Annotated in this window: 12 protein-coding genes; 8 read left to right on the forward strand and 4 right to left on the reverse strand. The window is 48.8% G+C overall.

What is annotated here, in order from left to right:
• Nucleotides 1-7 precede the first annotated feature (7 nt).
• The 4 genes from Q369_RS0108895 to Q369_RS0108910 all read left to right on the forward strand — a co-directional run bounded on the left by Q369_RS0108895 (nucleotide 8) and on the right by Q369_RS0108910 (nucleotide 5,737).
• The gene (locus Q369_RS0108895; RefSeq protein WP_031527453.1) at nucleotides 8-1,903 is read left to right on the forward strand and encodes a RagB/SusD family nutrient uptake outer membrane protein; all 1,896 of its coding nucleotides are present in this window, start codon (nucleotides 8-10) and stop codon (nucleotides 1,901-1,903) included.
• Between the two features lie 143 nt (nucleotides 1,904-2,046).
• On the forward strand, nucleotides 2,047-2,736 hold the full coding sequence (locus tag Q369_RS0108900) for a DUF3823 domain-containing protein (RefSeq protein ID WP_031527454.1): 690 nt from the start codon (nucleotides 2,047-2,049) through the stop codon (nucleotides 2,734-2,736).
• A gap of 56 nt (nucleotides 2,737-2,792) precedes the next feature.
• Entirely contained in the window at nucleotides 2,793-4,103 is a 1,311-nt protein-coding gene (locus Q369_RS0108905; RefSeq protein ID WP_031527455.1) for a glycoside hydrolase family 99 protein, read from the forward strand.
• A gap of 68 nt (nucleotides 4,104-4,171) precedes the next feature.
• On the forward strand, nucleotides 4,172-5,737 hold the full coding sequence (locus Q369_RS0108910) for a glycoside hydrolase family 43 protein (RefSeq protein ID WP_031527456.1): 1,566 nt from the start codon (nucleotides 4,172-4,174) through the stop codon (nucleotides 5,735-5,737).
• Here the strand turns inward: Q369_RS0108910 and Q369_RS0108915 are convergent.
• Nucleotides 5,734-8,283, reverse strand: a complete 2,550-nt coding sequence (locus tag Q369_RS0108915; RefSeq protein ID WP_031527457.1) for a hypothetical protein — start codon at nucleotides 8,281-8,283, stop codon at nucleotides 5,734-5,736. The genes Q369_RS0108910 and Q369_RS0108915 overlap by 4 nt on opposite strands.
• Nucleotides 8,284-8,485: 202 nt before the next feature.
• Here Q369_RS0108915 and Q369_RS0108920 point away from each other — a divergent pair, with 202 nt between their 5' ends.
• Nucleotides 8,486-10,717, forward strand: a complete 2,232-nt coding sequence (locus tag Q369_RS0108920) for a GH92 family glycosyl hydrolase (protein ID WP_031527458.1) — start codon at nucleotides 8,486-8,488, stop codon at nucleotides 10,715-10,717.
• A gap of 14 nt (nucleotides 10,718-10,731) precedes the next feature.
• On the opposite strand, the gene Q369_RS0108925 is transcribed toward Q369_RS0108920, so the two are convergent.
• The 3 genes from Q369_RS0108925 to Q369_RS0108935 all read right to left on the reverse strand — a co-directional run bounded on the left by Q369_RS0108925 (nucleotide 10,732) and on the right by Q369_RS0108935 (nucleotide 13,972).
• Nucleotides 10,732-11,673 (reverse strand): hypothetical protein, encoded by a 942-nt coding sequence (locus tag Q369_RS0108925; RefSeq protein ID WP_031527459.1) that lies wholly within the window; start codon nucleotides 11,671-11,673, stop codon nucleotides 10,732-10,734.
• A 1-nt stretch (nucleotide 11,674) separates the two neighbouring features.
• Nucleotides 11,675-13,111, reverse strand: coding sequence for an MBOAT family O-acyltransferase (locus Q369_RS0108930; protein ID WP_031527460.1), 1,437 nt, complete (start codon nucleotides 13,109-13,111; stop codon nucleotides 11,675-11,677).
• Between the two features lie 171 nt (nucleotides 13,112-13,282).
• Nucleotides 13,283-13,972 (reverse strand): HAD family hydrolase, encoded by a 690-nt coding sequence (locus tag Q369_RS0108935; RefSeq protein ID WP_031527461.1) that lies wholly within the window; start codon nucleotides 13,970-13,972, stop codon nucleotides 13,283-13,285.
• Nucleotides 13,973-14,051: 79 nt separating this feature from the next.
• On the opposite strand from Q369_RS0108935, the gene Q369_RS0108940 reads away from it, so the two are divergent.
• From Q369_RS0108940 to dgoD, 3 genes are read left to right on the forward strand one after another with little or no spacing between them, the layout of a single operon-like run.
• Nucleotides 14,052-14,615 carry a Crp/Fnr family transcriptional regulator gene (locus tag Q369_RS0108940; protein WP_031527462.1) on the forward strand — a complete coding sequence of 188 codons (564 nt, stop codon included), beginning with the start codon at nucleotides 14,052-14,054 and terminating at the stop codon, nucleotides 14,613-14,615.
• A gap of 59 nt (nucleotides 14,616-14,674) precedes the next feature.
• A complete protein-coding gene (locus Q369_RS0108945) occupies nucleotides 14,675-16,378 on the forward strand; it encodes a PQQ-dependent sugar dehydrogenase (protein ID WP_031527463.1) in 1,704 nt (567 codons plus the stop codon).
• 58 nt (nucleotides 16,379-16,436) lie between these two features.
• Nucleotides 16,437-17,585 (forward strand): galactonate dehydratase, encoded by a 1,149-nt coding sequence (gene dgoD / locus Q369_RS0108950; protein WP_031527464.1) that lies wholly within the window; start codon nucleotides 16,437-16,439, stop codon nucleotides 17,583-17,585.
• The last annotated feature ends 68 nt before the right edge of the window (nucleotides 17,586-17,653 follow it).

Consider the following 17,653-nt stretch of genomic DNA (forward strand, 5'->3'; position numbering starts at 1 on the left):
TGCAAAGATGAAAATATTTAAAAATGCAGGGTTGTTGCTCGTGGTCTTTTTCGCATTAAGCTGCGGGAATGTGCTCGACAAGCAGCCGCTCGATAAGTTGCAGGGAGAAAACCTTTTCTCCAACCCCGAAGGTGTGAAGCTGTACATGGCCAACCTGTACTATCAGCTTCCGATCGAGGATTTTACATTCTTCCGTCAGGGTTTTAACTGGAACACGGGCGATCCTAACAACGGCGGATTTGCGCCGGCCATGGTGACCGACGAAGCGGTACATACCGAGTTCGGCGATTTTGTCGGAAATGATGATTTTCAATGGTGGGACCAGGGCTACAAACTGATTCGCGACACGAACATCCTCATCGACATTATCCCGACGCTGGACATTACCGATGATGAAAGAAAAGCGCTCATTGGCGAAAGTTCGTTTATCCGCGCCTATGCGTATTTCGGTTTGGTGAAAAGATATGGCGGGGTTCCGCTGATCACCGCGGTTCAGAAGTACGAAGGCGATGTGGAAGCATTGAAAGTACCACGCAGCACAGAAAAGGAAACCTGGGATTTTGTGATGAAAGAATGCGACCTCGCGATCGCAAATCTCGCAGAATCGTGGCCGGGCGGGGAGCGTCGGGCGACCAAGTGGGTAGCTTATGCACTGAAATCCCGCGCTGCATTGCACGCTGCATCTCTGGCAAAATACGGGGACAGATCTCCATTATCGGGTACAGCGGTGGATCAGAAGCTGGTGGGGCTTGACAAATCTGCTGCTGCCGAATTCTACAAAGCAGCTGCTGACGCGTCGGAAGCGATTATGAATTCAGGTAAATTCTCCTTGTTCCGCGCCAACCCGGCGACACCGGAAGAAGCAGCTAACAATTACCGCCTGCTTTTTGAAGATCCCAACAATGCGCCAGAGGAAGTGATTTTTGTCAAAGGCTATGCAAGACCAGGTTCGGGTACTGGTCACAATTACGGGATCTGGTACCAGCCCAACCAAACCGCAAACGGCTGGCCGCACCCGGGCCGCATGAACCCGACGCTGGAACTGATGGACATTTATGAGAGCTACGATAAACCGGGCGTAAGTGCACCTATCCTGACGTCGGAAGCGAGCAACGACCTTACTGACTACAATGGATTCAATGCATCCAAGCAGTACAAGCGGTTTGAAGGTCCGAATGATATTTTCAAAGGAAAAGACGCACGGATGTGGGCGACAATGATTTTACCGGGGACTAACTGGAAAGGTCAGAAGATCATTATCCAGGCAGGATTCATCAAGCCCGACGGCAGCGCGCAGATTATGGGCGGCGAGCCTTTTACGGTGAATGGAAAAACATATTACACTTACGGAGCGGCGGACCGTACCCAATATTCAGGTTTCGATACCTGGGGCGGGAACAACACGCGGACTGGCGTAAGCTTCAAGAAATTCTTGAATGAGGGTGTAAATGTCCCCCCGGGCTGGAACCAGAGCATTACTGATTTTGCTGATTTCAGGTACGCCGAAATCCTGCTGAACTATGCCGAGGCAATTGTGGAAAGTGGGGCAGGTGACAAGGTAAAAGGTGCAAAAGCGCTCAACGATATCCGCCACCGCGCGGGTCACAAAACGGACATTCCGCTGACAATCGACAATGTGATCCGGGAGAGAAGGGTAGAGCTGGCATTTGAAAACAAGCGTTTCTGGGACCTGATCAGAAGACGTGAGTACCACACCGTTTTCAACAACACCATGCGCCACTCGATCCTGCCGGTACTGGACCTACGCGCTACGCCGGCAAAATACATTTTCATCCGCACCAACGTAGCCAGAAGCAACCCATCAACCTTCGACTACAAGCAGTATTACAGATACATCCCCGGCATCGGGGCGAATGGGTTGGTGCAGAATCCGCAGTATTGAAACCAAGGAGGATGGAGGAAAGGGAGGATGGAGGAAAGGGGCAAAGGAGAATCTTTCCAGGCTTTGTCAGTCTGAGCGGAGTCGAAGACATGGTGCACGATGTCTTCCTCCCTTCCTACCCAAATCATTAAAAAAAACAGATCATGAAAAAAATACATACCTACATTTCCGCCTTCGTGCTGATGCTTTCGGCTAGCGCATGCAGCATCGACAACTACCCTGCGCCGGATGCGCAGTTGTATGGGACTATCCTGGATATTGACACCAATGAGCCGGTGGAGCAGGATATCATTCGCGGCAGCGCGATCGAGTACATTGAGCACGGGTATGCTTCGCAGACCAAGCAGCTGATGATCTTCAAAAACGATGGTTCGTACCGCAACAATCTGGTTTTTTCGAATACCTACACCATTGCGCCGGTGCGCGGTAACTTCGTGCCGCTTACCCCGCAGGAGGTAACCGTAAATGGCGAAACTCAACTTGATTTCAAGGTGCAGCCTTACATCCGGGTCAAGGACGCCAGGATTGAAAAAGTAGGCAACAAAGTGGTAGCCAGCTTCAAATTGCAGCAAACCGTGATCAACAATGTGCGCAAGATCGGCTTGTACGCACATCCGGAGCCTTCGGTAGGTGAGCCAATGCGTACTGCGCTTGTCGAACAGGAGATCAATGGAGTAGTGGATGCAAACAAGGTCTACACCCTCGAACTGGATGTGGCTGCCAACAGCAATGTCCTGAAAACAGGTAACCAATATTTCTTCCGCATCGGAGCAATCATCGACGCGCCGGAGTCGAAGTTCAATTATGCGAAGGCAGTGCGGCTGGGATTGTGAGGTTTGTGCGCAAAATCAAACAAAACCAAACAAATAAATCAAACTAAACCATCAAAATGAAATTACTGACATTCCTAATCCTTTTACCTTTTCTTTCTTTAAGCTGCGATGGAGCAGAAAACAACGACAAACCAGTCTACCCCACCCCCGTCGAAGAAGTTAAATACGACACAACCGGCGTTCTATTCAAAAGCTACAAAGGACTCGTAATGGCGGGGTACCAGGGCTGGTTTACTGCGGAAGGCGATGGTGCGGGGCGGGGCTGGCACCATTATCAGAAAAACGGCAAGTTTGAGCCGGGATTTACTTCCATTGATTTCTGGCCCGATGTGACTGACTATTCCAAAACCTACAACACGGCATTCAAATACGCGAACGGAGAAGTTGCAAAGGTGTATTCTCCCTACGATGAAGAAAGTGTAGACCTGCATTTCAAATGGATGAAGGAGCACGATATCGACGGTGTTTACATGCAGCGGTTTGTGAGTGAAGTGAAGGGTGAGAGCGGCAAAAAGCATTTTAACAAAGTGCTTGAAAATGCTTTAAAAGCTTCTAAAAAGTACGGTCGCGCGATCAGTATCATGTATGATCTCAGCGGCTCGGTTTCGGCCGATATGGATTTTATCGTAAAAGACTGGGAAGAGCTGCAAAAGCTGTTCAACCTGTTTGACAACAAACAAAATCCGACCTACCTGCGCCACAACGGCCGGCCCTTGCTAGCAATTTGGGGTGTGGGTTTTAATGATGGCAGGAAATATACAATCGCCGATATTCAAAAGCTGGTTGAGAAAATCAAAGGTCCGACCAAAAAGGCATCCATTTTGCTGGGGGTACCTTATTACTGGCGCACGCTCGGGAATGATACCGAGAACTCCCAGCTTTTGCATACCGTGATCAAAAGTGCCGATGTGATCATGCCGTGGGCAGTCGGCAGGTACAATGCGGGTTCCTACACGCAGGTGGCAGGGACACAGCTGCCGGCGGATATTACCTGGTGCAAAACCAACAACATCGACTACGCACCCCTTGTGTTCCCGGGTTTCAGCTGGGGTAATCTCAAAAACGATAAGTCGCTCTACAATCAGATTCCGCGCAACAAAGGCGAATTTTTGTGGCAGCAGATAGCAGGTGCAAAAATGTCGGGTGCGGAAGCTTTGTATGTCGCAATGTTCGACGAGGTGGACGAGGGTACTGCCATTTTCAAAACCAAAAAAGAAGGCGAAACCCCGCTGAATGCAGATGGTCAGTTTGTGGGGATCGAGCCCGATCTGGCAACCGATTACTACCTCTGGCTTACGGGACAAGGCGCCAAATGGTTTCATGGAGGAAGCGGCTACAATGGCAGCAAGCCCGTCCGCAAACCATAGTATGCACATTTTCGCTTCTGAATTCTGAATAAAATTCTTTTTCTTAGGTCAACCATTCTAATGAAAAGATGAGATTTCAGCTGCTTGCATTTGCATTGATCCTGTTTTTAAACCATCAGATAACAGCCCAGAAAGCAACCCCGGGCCGGGTAATTACCTACCGTAACCCCGTGATCGCCGGCGACTTTGCTGATCCGTCGGTGATCAGGGTAGGGGATACCTATTATGCGGCGGGTACTTCGTCGGAATGGGGGCCGGCTTATCCGGTTTACAGTTCCAGAAACCTGGTTGACTGGGAGTATGTGGGACCCGTTTTCAACGAACTGCCCAAATGGACAATGGGCAGCTACTGGGCGCCAGAGCTTTTTTTCCGGAACGGGACCTTTTACGTTTACTATACTGCCCGCCGCAAGTCCGATCAGAAATCGTTCATCGGAGTGGCAACTACCAAAGATTTAAAGAAAGGTTTCAAAGACCACGGCTTGCTGCTCGAATGGACGAACGAAGCGATTGATGCATTTATCGTTGAGGACAAAGCCCAGCTGTACCTGACCTGGAAAGCCTACGGGCTCGATAAGGACAGGGGCATTGAGATCCTCGGGGCGGAGCTTTCGGCAGACGGATTGAAGGTGACCGGCAAAGAATTCACCCTCATCAAAGCCGACCCCACGGGTTGGGAAAGTGGTGGTGCAGAGGGACAGGCGATTTTCAAACGGGGCAATTACTGGTATATGCTCTACTCTGGCAATACGTGCTGCGGCGAGCAATGCGACTATCAGGTCGGTTTTGCGCGGGCCGAAAACCTGAAAGGGCCCTGGATAAAGTACCCGGGAAATCCTGCGCTTTTCGGCGATGAAACCTGGAAATGCCCTGGGCACGGAACGGTGGTGGTCACGCCGGATAACCGGTATTTCTATCTGCATCATGCATACAATGGTGTCGACTTCAATTTTGCAGGTCGCCAGGGCGTTTTGAGCGAACTGGTTTTTGACGAGACTTCCAAATGGCCGGCTTTCCGCTACGGGAAAACAACTCCTGCCCAGGCAGAAGCGCCTTCGTCGGCTACGGTAATCCTCAATCCCAGCTTCTCGCTTGATTATGAGCGCGACACTTTGCAGGCGCCGTGGGTATATGATGTGCATTTTCCAAAACCGGCCTACGCAGTGGAGCGCGGCGCATTGCGCATTGATAACACGAATAAAGGAGCAACAGGTAACTTCCTCGGTTTGGTCCTGAAAAAAGGCAGCTATACCTTCTCGGCAGAGGTCGGGTTGAATGAACTGATGCAGCAAATCGTGCTGTACGGCGATGCGGAGAATGCAATTGGACTCGGTGCGCGCGACGAGCTGCTGGAAGTGTGGCAGATCCGCGATGGAAAGCGCGAGGTGATCAAGTCGCAGGCTATTCCCGAACGCTTTAAGTATATTGACCTGAAACTGAGCAGCCGCTTTGGCTGCTTTTACGAGTTTAGCTGGGAGATCAAAGGGCAGAAAATTGACTCTCTGGCCAGTACCGTAACCCTGGAAGCGCCCTGGCTGCCGAGGTGGGACCGCGCGCCACGCGTGGGGGTAAGTGTATCGGGTGCAAGTCCGGGAAAAAGCGAAATCAAGGCAATCCGGATGAAGTATGATTAGGAATGCAGTACCTCCGGCATATCCTTACTGAACTCCTCGCCGTAAATCCTGCTGTATTCGCGGGCAAAGTTTTCGAGCGTGGTTTTGGCGAGGGAATGTTTACCCAAATGCGCCAGTGCCTTGCATTTCAGGATCATAGCTTCTTCGTTGACGGGGTCGAAATAGAAAATGTAGTTGGCGAGCCTGATCAGGAACTCCGGATCTTCGGCTATGTTGACCGAGCCGGCATACCGCAGGTAAGCGTCCACGATTTCGTTGGATACCTCTGATTTAAAACTGTCCAGCCACTCGTATTCCTGGTTGGAAAGGAAGCTGCCGCGTTTGGTGATATTTGCGAGTCGCGTAATTTCCTGTTTGTTCAAAAGCCGCTTTCCTGAAACCAATGCGAGGTATTCGGCATAGTCGACGCGTATCAGATCGTAATCCACATTGAGTCGCCAGTAACCCGTTTCTTTCGAGATCACGCAGCTTTTCAGCTTTTCCAGTACTGCTTTCAGCTTCGCAATATTCACAGAACGATTGTTTCGTGCGCTGTCTGCTGTTTTATCAAACCATAATAATTCCTTCAATTTCTCTGAACTGATCCCCTCGCGGCGTGTGGAATAGAGCAGGAGGACCAGAAACAGCTCTTTCAACAACGGCGTAAAAAGTTTGGTGATTTCCCTGCCGTCCTCATCGAAAAGTTGCAGGTTCCCGAAGAGGAAAATGCTGTTTTGAAGTGGAATGGGACTGAATTCCTGTACTAATGCAGGCGCCTCTTCGCGCACAGGCGCAATGGCGACACCATGTTCCGCTTCCTGCGAAACCGCAGGATGGCCGCGCCTTTTTTTGAAATAAATGAATGCGATAACTAAACCGATCGCGCCGGCTATCAATGCAAGCAGACCGGTGCTCGAAAATCCCGGCGACTTTTCACCAGCTTCCTGAATAGTAGGACTGCTGCCGGGCAGCGGCGGCGAGTAGAGCGAGTAAATGGATGCGACGGTCTGGTTCCGGTCGTTTTTGTGAAGCGTAACGGCAACAAAACGGCAGGTATGTTTATCATAGAAAAGATCCGCGTAAGAGCCTGTGTCGAGGAATTGAAAGGGGATTTTGGAACCGACAGCCTCGTAATCAGGCGTTTTGAGCGAGCCGCGTATCAGCTGCATTTCGGTCTGGAACTTGTCTTTCGGGAAAATCAATGCGTAGTAAGTGTGCTCTTTTTCATTGATAACCATCGAGTTGGCAAACACAAAATCCTCACCTGGCGTCGGGAGCTGATAAATTTGTCTGAATGATTGATCGCGCACATTGAAATACAGCAAATCGTACCAGTTGCGCGGATTGAGCACTTGCTTCCCGGTTGTACTACCATACCCACCGATCAGGTATGCGCCGCCCTCGGTCCGGCCCAGCGCAGCAAGGTACCTTGGATTGAAGACGGTATCCTGCTTCGTCAGATCTGCCCAGCTTCCGCTTTTCAGAGCATACTTCTGAATGTTGGCTTTATATTCGAGATGCCCGTAGCCGCCCAGCATATAAATGGAGGTATCCAGTGGGTTGAAGAATTTGTTGGCGTGCAGAAAATGCGTTTTTTGCGATGAATCAGCCACATTCCGGTCCCAGTTACCCGTTTTAAGGTCGAATGTAGTTACCTGCTTTTCATTGATAAACAGGTTAAAAATCTTGTTCTGCGTTTTGTCGAAAAGCACCTGGTTGTCCATGAAAAGGGACTGAGCCGGGTACTGCCGGTAATTTACCGCGTTCGTAGCAACGCGGTAGCTGACGAGGGTATCTTCACCCACTATAAATACAGAACCCGATTCCTGGTCACAGGTAACCCGGGCCGGGCCTTGTAATATGAAAGTCCGCAGCGGCTGCCAGTCGTAATGCATTTTCTTGATCCATAGCGGGTTGGTAGCTAGCCCGTCTTTGTGGCTCACGATTTCACTCGCCTTGCTCTCCTTCATCTCGTCAAGCGGCCAGTGGTATTTGAGCGCGCCGTTGTCGGTGAGCTGCACGTTCCGGATCTTCATTGGCGGCACGTCGGTGGTGTTGAAGTTCTTGTACCGCGTAGCGCCAAACAGTATTTTGAAGCAGGATTTTGGATTTAATTTCAAAGCGTGCCGGAAAGTCCTGGTTCCGGAGACCAGCCTGATTTCTTTTTCGTTGCTGCTGTAAATCAGGCGAATGCGGTTCCATTTCTGGAAGAGGTCCTGCTCGGGAATGTCAAATGCGATGGTGGAAAAGCGGTCACCGGTAACTACTTTGAAATGCTGCGTTACTGCGTCCGAATTATCGTAAAGAATGTCGATGTTACGGTTGTTGTCGTCGATCAGCCTGACGATGTAGCCGAAGTAGTTTTTCTTATCCGGCAAAAACGAAAGTTCGAAAGAGAGCTCAAAGTCGCCGTTGAAACAAAAGTTACTTCCCGGGCTCAGGTCCAGTCCGGTACGTTTATCCTGAACCGACTCAAAACTTTCAAAACCAAGCCCGTAAGCCTGTCCCTGCGCATTGGCGGCAGAATTGTATAAAAAGGTAAGCAGCAGAAAAACGCTGAAAAGCATTCTTTTTCTGCGCGCAATCGGGGTGTGTCTGATGAAGTGGAAAAGGGTTTTCAAATAAATCTCAAAAAGCGGGTTATACAGGTGCTGTTAAGCAAATATTAAGCTTTTTTTAAGTGCGATTTACTTAATTCGCTTCTCAAAAACGCCGTTGCAACCGTTCCGGAGAACGAATTTGCATTATTATTTAAATTTAAATGAATTTATGCTGATTAAACAGTTTGCCTTCCTCGGTTTTGTGCTGTTACCCCTTTTTCCGCTCCAAGCCCAGAAGAAAAATCCGGAAGCGGGCTCCGGCAATCTCCAATACATCGATCCCCGCATTGGCAATGTGGGCCAGCTCCTCGAACCCACACGCCCTACTGTACAGCTTCCCAACCAGATGATCAGAATGGCGCCGATCCGCGCCAACTACCTCGACGATCAGATATCCAGCTTTCCATTAACCATCGTTTCCCACCGGCTCGGCGAGGCATTTTCGATAAAACCCATTGTAGGAAATGTGAATGCAAAGAGCTGGGATAAAAAGCTGACTTACGACCACGACCTGGAAACGATCCGGCCCTGGTTTTACACGACCTATCTGGTAGATGATGAGGTAACTGTCTCTTATGTGCCGGGTAAAAAGACGGGTATATTTCACTTTAATTTCCCTGCAAATGCAGAGCGAAACCTCCTGTTCGGCCTGTACAATGGCGCGGGCAGCTGGGAGTTTCTGAATGGGAAGGAAGTAGTGGCGACGGAGCAATACCACGGCATGAAGATCCATTTATACGGCGTTTTCAGCGAGTCAGGAAAAGCGGTTACCGGACTGTCGGGCCAGCTGGGATCGGCGCAAAAGGTAGAAGGTAAGAATGCGCACGCCGCTATTTCATTTGCAAAAGGTGGACAGGAAATTGAACTGAAATACGCGATCTCGTTCATCTCTGCCGAGCAGGCGAAGAAGAATTTTGAAAATGAGCTAAAAGCAACCGATTTCGAAACGCTCAAAAAGCAGGGAGAAAGTGCGTGGGGAAAGGTGATCGGGCAAATTAATGTGCAGGGCGGCACGGAGGCGCAGAAACACAGCTTTTATACTGCATTGTACCGGACCTATGAGCGGATGGTCGATATATCGGAGGATGGAAAATATTACAGCGGGTATGACAACAAGGTACATCATGAGAACCGCACTTTTTACGTAGATGATTGGATGTGGGATACTTACCTCGCACATCACCCGCTCCGCACCATTCTCAACCCGGCGCAGGAAGAGGATATGCTGCAATCTTTTGTGGATATGTACAAGCAAAGCGGCTGGATTCCCCAGTTCCCCGTTTTGTTCGGGGACAATCCCTGCATGAATGGATTCCACTCTTCCATAGTGCTGCTCGACGGCTACAAAAAAGGACTCCGCAATTTTGAAATTGAAAAAGCGTACGAGGGAATGGTGAAAAATGCAAACGAGGCCACGATGCTGCCCTGGGTGAATGGGCCGAAATGCGAGCTGGATGATTTTTACCTGAAAAACGGCTACTATCCAGCACTGGGGAAGGGAGAGAAGGAAACTGTGAAGCTGGTTACCCCGTTTGAAAAGCGCCAGTCTGTGGCAGTAACGCTGGGTGGTGCTTACGACGACTGGGCGGTTGCAGAGTTTGCAGCTGAATTAGGTAAAACAGAGGATCAAGCGGTTTTCAGCAAGCGGGCTTTGAACTATAAAAAGCTCTGGAACAAAGAGCAGATGATGTTTATTCCCAAAGACCGCAAAGGTAATTTCATCAAGATCGACCCCAAGTTTGATGGTGGAATGGGCGGCCGGGAGTACTACGATGAAAACAATGGGTACACTTATAAATGGCAGGTACAGCACGATATCCCGGGGCTGATCGGGTTAATGGGCGGCAAGCAGCAATTTGAAGCCGAGCTCGACCAGCTGTTTCGCGAAGATCTGGGCAGAAGCAAATACGAGTTCTGGGCCAAGTTTCCGGATGCGACGGGTAATGTGGGCCAGTTTTCAATGGGCAACGAGCCGAGCTTTCACATTCCTTATCTGTACAACAGTACTTCACCCTGGAAAACGCAGAAACACATCCGGTTTTTGCTGGATGTATGGTTTAAAGACAACATTTTCGGAATTCCCGGCGATGAAGATGGCGGCGGGATGACCGCTTTTGTGGTATTCTCGTCAATGGGTTTTTACCCGCTTACGCCGGGTAAGCCGGAGTACACGATCGGCAGTCCGCTTTTTGAGAAAACTACTATCGACCTGCAAAACGGGAAGCAATTTACAGTACTGGCCAATGGAGCTTCTGTTGTAAATAAGTACATCCAAAGTGCCAGATTCAACGGAAAACCTTTGAACAAACCTTCATTTACGCATACCGAATTAATGGCGGGCGGAACCCTGGAACTTGAAATGGGGCCGAAGCCGAATAAACAGTGGGGGCTGGGAGAGTAGTGCCTCGTTGTTTGCTAATGATACCTTACTATGGGGGGCGTATTAACTAATTTCGACAAACCCGTTTCAACCTGGGAGGCTGCTTGCTGGTGACCGTGGCAGGTCCAGTGAATGTCGTAGTCGAAGGTCCAGCTATGAGTTCCTTTGGAGTTGAGTGTAATCACGGCAAATCCGGCAGCAGCTACTTCTCTGATAACCGATTCGGGCACATTTGGGTGGAATACGACAATCTTGTTGCTAACTGTATATTCTTGTTTAACGAAATCGAGTAACGGTTTCAGCATGCGTACTTCCTGTGGCTTGTCGGTTTGTGTTGGTATCGGAACGTGTTGTGCTCCAGGGGAGCTGATCTGGTCAAGCGGAAATCTGTTGAAAAGATAGTAGGCAAATTTCCAGTTGTACAGAATTCGTTTCAGGCCGGCCGCTTTCATGATACCGGGGACAATTTTCCTGTTTTTAAGATCTACCTGCGTGATATCCACATGCGGGTTTATGTCTCTGACACTTTCAATAAAATCAGAAGTATTGAGATATAATAAATGCCAGCGTGGCTTTAAAGAATCGAGCGAATTGGCGATTTCCATAGCTTCAATAAAGGACACGCCGGAACGGCCCGCTTCCAGAAAATTGAACTTCGGAAGTCTTGCTTTAAGTAGCGCACCTTGTCTGCAAGCATCGGGATTCATGAAATTTTCGATAAACGAATCTCCAATGATCGTGATAAGATTGCTATTGCTGGAGGGAGGCGCTCCCACCCAGCCGAACTTATTGATTTGCCAGGTATGCTCGCCACCTTTCCAGTAACCCGTCTGCCCGGGTATGTATTTCTGAATGTGGTTATGATCCAGGTATCGCTGCGGGATATCGCTCGTAAGATGCATTTGACGCACGATAATTTCTCCAACAATGAGCCCGATTGCGAGAAAAAGAAGAAATTTGAACAGAAATAGCTTCATCTCAGAATTGGAAGTAAATGAATTGCTGATCCTTGCCGGTAAAAACGAAAATGGCTAGGACAATCCCGTAATAGAGTGCCCATTTTAGTGGTTTCGGCCAACGTAACCCTATTTTGGCTAACGCATAGGGGTTTTCACGGCCCAACCATTCTACAGACAGAAAGGCGGCTATCAGCAACAGCAGGTCACGCGGCAGTAGCTGAGGGACAGTAAAGAAGCTTATCGAAAAAATCCCGCTTATGTAATTGAACGCGTGTGTCAACGTCTCGGCGCGAAAAAGAATCCAAGCAAACACGGTCATTGTAAACGTGACCAGTATGCTCGTGAATTCACGAAAGTTCGGTACCAAACGCCCTTGCGCTACGATTTCCAGATTGTCGCGGTTACGCTTCATCAAAAGAAGTGGAATGAAATACAAAGCGTTTAGAGCTCCCCAGGCAATGAAAGTCCAATTGGCGCCGTGCCAGAAGCCGCTGAGCAGGAAAATGATGAATGTATTTCTGATAGTAAGCCACATGCCGCCCCTGCTTCCGCCTAGGGGGAAATAGACATAGTCTCTGAACCATGAAGACAGCGAAATGTGCCACCGCCGCCAGAATTCGGCAATATCTCTCGAAAAATAAGGGTACGAAAAATTACGAAGCAACTCGATTCCCATCAATCTGGCCACACCTAATGCTATATCCGAATAACCGGAAAAGTCACCATAGATTTGGATTGTAAAGAAAAACGCGCCCATTAACAGCGAGCTGCCCGAGTAATCCTCCGTGTTATTGAAGGCCATATTGGCGTATTCCGCACAATTATCGGCGATCACAATTTTCTTGAAAAGTCCCCAGAGAATCTGTTTAAGACCGTCCATTGCTTGGACATACCTGAATTCTCTTTTCCTCTGAATCTGCGGAAGCAAGTGTGTTGCCCGTTCAATGGGACCTGCAACCAGCAATGGAAAAAAGCTTACGAAAACAGAGTAGTCGACAAAGCTTTTTTCCGGTTTGATTCTGGCTTTGTAAATATCGATTACATAGGAGAGCCCGTGGAATGTATAGAATGAAATACCCACAGGCAACACGACATTCAGGGTTCCCGGGCTGACAGTTGCGCCAAGCGCAAATAATGCCTCTGCAAAGGAGTCGGCAAAGAAATTGTAGTATTTAAGGACACCTAATAACGAAAGGTTTATTCCAACGCTGATGATCAGCCACATTTTCCTGATCTTTTGATTCTCAGCATTGCCCATTCTTAAACCCGTGAAATAATCGAGCGCAATGGAGAAGATCAGGAGAAAAAGGAATCTGAAATCCCAGCAGGCGTAGAAGTAAAAACTGGAAACAAGCAGTATGATATTCTGAAACCGGAGATTACCTCTTGCTACAAACCAGTATAAGAAAAATACAACGGGGAAGAAAAAGGCAAAGCTTATGGAATTAAAGAGCATTAGCTACGGAAGTATCTGATAGTGCGTTTAATAGTATATTGCAGATCTGTCGAAAGAGATATTCGACACGTCGACCGGGACAAATTTAGTAATGAATCGAAACTTTGCAATATAACAACAGCTAATATCAGGCCTACCGGATAACAGATAAGGTTTGCTTGACTACCAGCACTACAAATGCTGCAATATCTCTCCCAATCTTTCGAGCTGCATAAAATGGTCGTGTTCCAGCGTGTGCTCGTATTGCTCGTGGTGCCAGGTTACGTGAAAAGGAATATGCGCCGCGTAACCACCGAGTTCAAGTACGGGCAGTACGTCGGATTTGATGGAGTTACCCAGCATCAGGAAGTTTTCGGGGCGGCAATCGAGGTGCCTGATCAGCTTGCTGTAATCCTGTACGCGCTTGTCGCTCATGATTTCGATATGGTGAAAGTATTCCAGCAGTCCCGACTTCTGTAACTTCCGCTCCTGATCCAGCAGGTCGCCTTTTGTTGCTACGATCAGTCTGTATTTTCCTTTCAAAGTGTCCAGCACATGGCGCACATCTTCCAGGAGCTCTACGGGCTTGTTGAGCATCTCCTGGCCCAATGCGATGATATCTTTGATCATATCAAGGCTCGCCGTGCCGCCGGAAACGGTATAAGCCGTCTCAATCATACAAAGCATGAAACATTTAATCCCATAACCGTAAAGCGGCAGGTTTTTGACCTGTGTTTTATATAGTTCCTGCGAAATGGAATGCTGCGGCAGGAAGTCTTCCAGCATGGCGCAGAACTTTTGCTCCGTTTCCTGAAAAAAAGGCTCATTGACCCACAAAGTATCGTCCGCGTCGAATGCGATGACCTTGATATGATTCTTCATTGTAATGTTTAAATTTAAGCCGCAAAAATCAGCCCGCTTCCCGGCAGGTAAAAGGACATTTGTCCCAATTCACTAAAAAATGCTGCGTACCAATCTTTCGTTTTTATCATACATCAAATCCCTTTTCGAAAACCCCGAAAACAGGCAACATATCACTTTGGAAGTGTTCCCCGGAAAAGCCGCGATACTCAGTAAGGGAAGTATAACCAAGAAGGTGTTTTTTGTAAAAAGCGGGGTTACCAAATGCTTTTTGAGCGAGGAGAACGGGAAAGATTACATCGTGGAATTTCTGGGCGAAGGCGAGATCGTTGGCGAGATCGAGGCGATCAAGAATTCGGTGTGCCTCTGCAACATCGAAGCCATCACGGAGGTACATGCCTATGCATTGAATATAAGCTATTTCCATGCATTGTTGGAGCAGGATCAGCAGTTTAGCCGGCTTCTGCTGGAAGAAATGGCGGAACGGATCATCAATACGAGCAGCCGGTCGTCGGCGCAGCAGCTTTATACAATGGAACAAGGCTTGAAAAAGCTTCTGGAATTCCAATCCAGCCAGCAAACATCACTTTCGAAAGAAGATATGGCGAGCTACCTCGGTATCACTGTACGGAGCCTCAACCGTGCATTGAAGGCGCTGCAATAACTTGTGCGGATTTTTATATTATCTTTCAAAATTCCTTTGCCCGATTCCTAAACCTGAACATGTTCCGTAAGTTCCTTTACCTGTTGATGGTCGCCGTGCTTTTTACACGATGTACCCCCACTCAGAAATCTGCCGTGACCCAACATAAAACGGTTTCAAAAACCTCCGGCCAGGCTCTTTTTACTTCCAACTGTGCTTCCTGTCACGCGCTGGAAACCGAGGAAATTGGTCCGCGGCTCGGCGGTATCACAAGTCTGTTACCGCCTGATCAGCTGGTTGCATTTATCAAAAATCCCAATGCATTCATCGAGAAAGGCGATAAAAGAACAGTTGCGCTGGCCGCGCGTTACAAGATGGTGATGCCGCCATTTGACTTTCTGAAAGATGAGGAAATTCAATCCATATTGAGCTACCTGGACCAGGAAAGCAAATCCCGCGACCTCAAACCGCTTGTTGTAGAAACAGGCGAAGCAAATGTAAAAGCAGAGCGGCTCGCCGCGCCGATTACGAAGTCGAGCCTGAAAGTGGAGCTGGAAGACTTTGTTACTATGCCGTTTTCAAGTGAAAAAATGCCGCGCACCCGACTCGCGACCATGCGCTCTTCGCCTGCGCGCGACGGTAGCTTATATGTAAGTGATCAGCGGGGGTTTATTTATCATGTTGTGGGAGGACAGCCAGCAGAGTTCATGAGCATTCGGCCGCTGGTTGACAATTTCATCAATGAGCCCGGGCTAGGCACTGGTCTCGGCAGCTTCGCATTTCATCCCGATTATCTGAAAAACGGCCTTATTTACATTACCCACACAGAAGCTTTCAAAGGCAAGCCTGCGGACAATGCGTTCAGCGACACGATCAAGGTTGCTATGCAATGGGTGTTGTCTGAATGGAAAATGGATGATGTGAAAAGTCCGGTTTTCAACGGCAAGCGGCGTGAGCTGCTGCGGATCAATGTACCCGGCGCTGTGCACGGAATGCAGGATATCGGTTTCGTACCTGAGGTTTCAAAAAGCAATCCCGAGTACGGACTTTTGTACATCGGCATCGGCGACGGTTCTTCCACGATCAGCGGCTATCCGCAGCTTTGTCATACATTGAAATCGCCGCTCGGAACCATTCTCCGCATTGATCCGCTTGGAAGTAACAGCAAAAACAGCAACTACGGAATTTCCAAGGATAACCCGTTTGTACAGCAAAAAGGCGAAGGGATTTACACTGAAATTTATGCTTACGGATTTCGTAACCCGCATAGGATGGCGTGGTATGACGGAAAGTTGTTCAGTGCGGAAGTAAGCGAATCCAATTTTGAGGAGATCAATGTGGTGGTACCAGGCGGGGACTACGGCTGGAATGTACGTGAAGGTAACTTTGGAATTTCCTTTAAAGATCTGAAAAAGGTCTATAAAGTTGCAGAGCCGGATACGCTCCAATACATTCGTCCATTTGCATTGTATGATCATTACGACGGCAGCGCGATCAGCGGCGGGTATGTATATGAAGGCAAGCTGAATGCGCTCAAAGGCAAGTACATTTTCGGCGACATTGTGAGCGGCAGATTGTTTTTTGTCAATATTGATAAAAACCTGAGCGATCCTTCCGTGCACGAACTAACTGTTACCTATAAAGGAAAAGATACAAGTCTGACTGAACTTACGGGCGCAAAACGTGTGGATGTAAGGATCGAATACGACCGTCAGACTGGTGAAATGTATATCATGACCAAGCCCGACGGGAAGATCAGGCGGGTGGTGAATGCAGCTTTGTAAAACCGCGGGATAGCTGGTGAGCTGTCACCGCAAATGATGATTTAAAAAGAACATTGTAATGAAGATCAAAAGCTACGAATTGTTTCAGGTACCGCCGAGGTGGTTGTTTTTAAAAGTTGAAACTGACGAAGGTATCGTCGGCTGGGGCGAGCCCGTCATTGAAGGAAAAGCGGCTACCGTCAAAGCGGCTGTGATTGAGTTAATGGACACATTGATCGGCAAAAATCCGCTTGACATTGAAGGGCATTGGAATACCATGTACCGAGGCGGCTTCTACCGCGGCGGACCGATTCTGATGAGCGCAATTGCGGGTATCGATCAGGCACTGTGGGATATTAAAGGGAAGTTTCACAATGCACCGGTGTATGAGCTGCTTGGCGGTAAATGCCGGGACAAGATCAAAGTGTACTCCTGGATCGGCGGCGACAGGCCGGCAGAAGTAGCGAGCGCCGCCCAGGCTGCATTTGATATTGGTTTCAAAGCCATCAAAATGAATGGAACTGACGAAATGCAGTACATTGATTCTTACGAAAAGATCGACCTGGTACTCCGCCGGGTGGCTTCCATTCGCGAGGCAGTTGGCTATGGACTGGATATCGGCGTCGATTTTCACGGCAGACTGCACAAGCCGATGGCGAAGGTACTGGCCAAAGAGCTGGAACAATTCCGCCCGATGTTTATCGAAGAACCGGTACTGCCCGAGAACAATGAAGCGCTCCGGGAAATTGCGCAGCATACCTGTATCCCGATCGCGACCGGCGAGCGGATGTTCAGCCGCTGGGATTTCAAAAACCTGCTGATGGATGGTTATGTGGACATTATCCAGCCGGATTTGTCGCACGCGGGCGGGATAACCGAGTGTAAAAAGATATTGTCAATGGCGGAAGCTTTCGATGTAGCTGCCGCGCCGCACTGTCCGCTCGGGCCCATTGCGCTGGCCGCTTGTCTGCAGGTAGATGCTACCTGCCACAATGCATTTATTCAGGAGCAAAGTCTTGGTATCCATTACAATCAGGGGAATGATTTGATGGATTACCTGGAAGATAAGTCGGTATTTACCTATGAAAACGGGTTCGTAAAGATCCCGGGCGGGCCTGGGCTGGGCATTCAGATCGACGAAGCCCAAGTGAGAAAAATGGCAGAAGTGGGACACAATTGGAAAAATCCATTATGGACTCACGAAGACGGCAGCGCCGCTGAATGGTAACAAGTTTTTGCAGAAAGCGTGAAAGATCTGCAAATAGCCCAATGATTTATTTAGCCGAACTAGCTCTC

Origin of the sequence: Dyadobacter crusticola DSM 16708 (assembly GCF_000701505.1) — a bacterium.
Classification (GTDB): domain Bacteria; phylum Bacteroidota; class Bacteroidia; order Cytophagales; family Spirosomataceae; genus Dyadobacter; species Dyadobacter crusticola.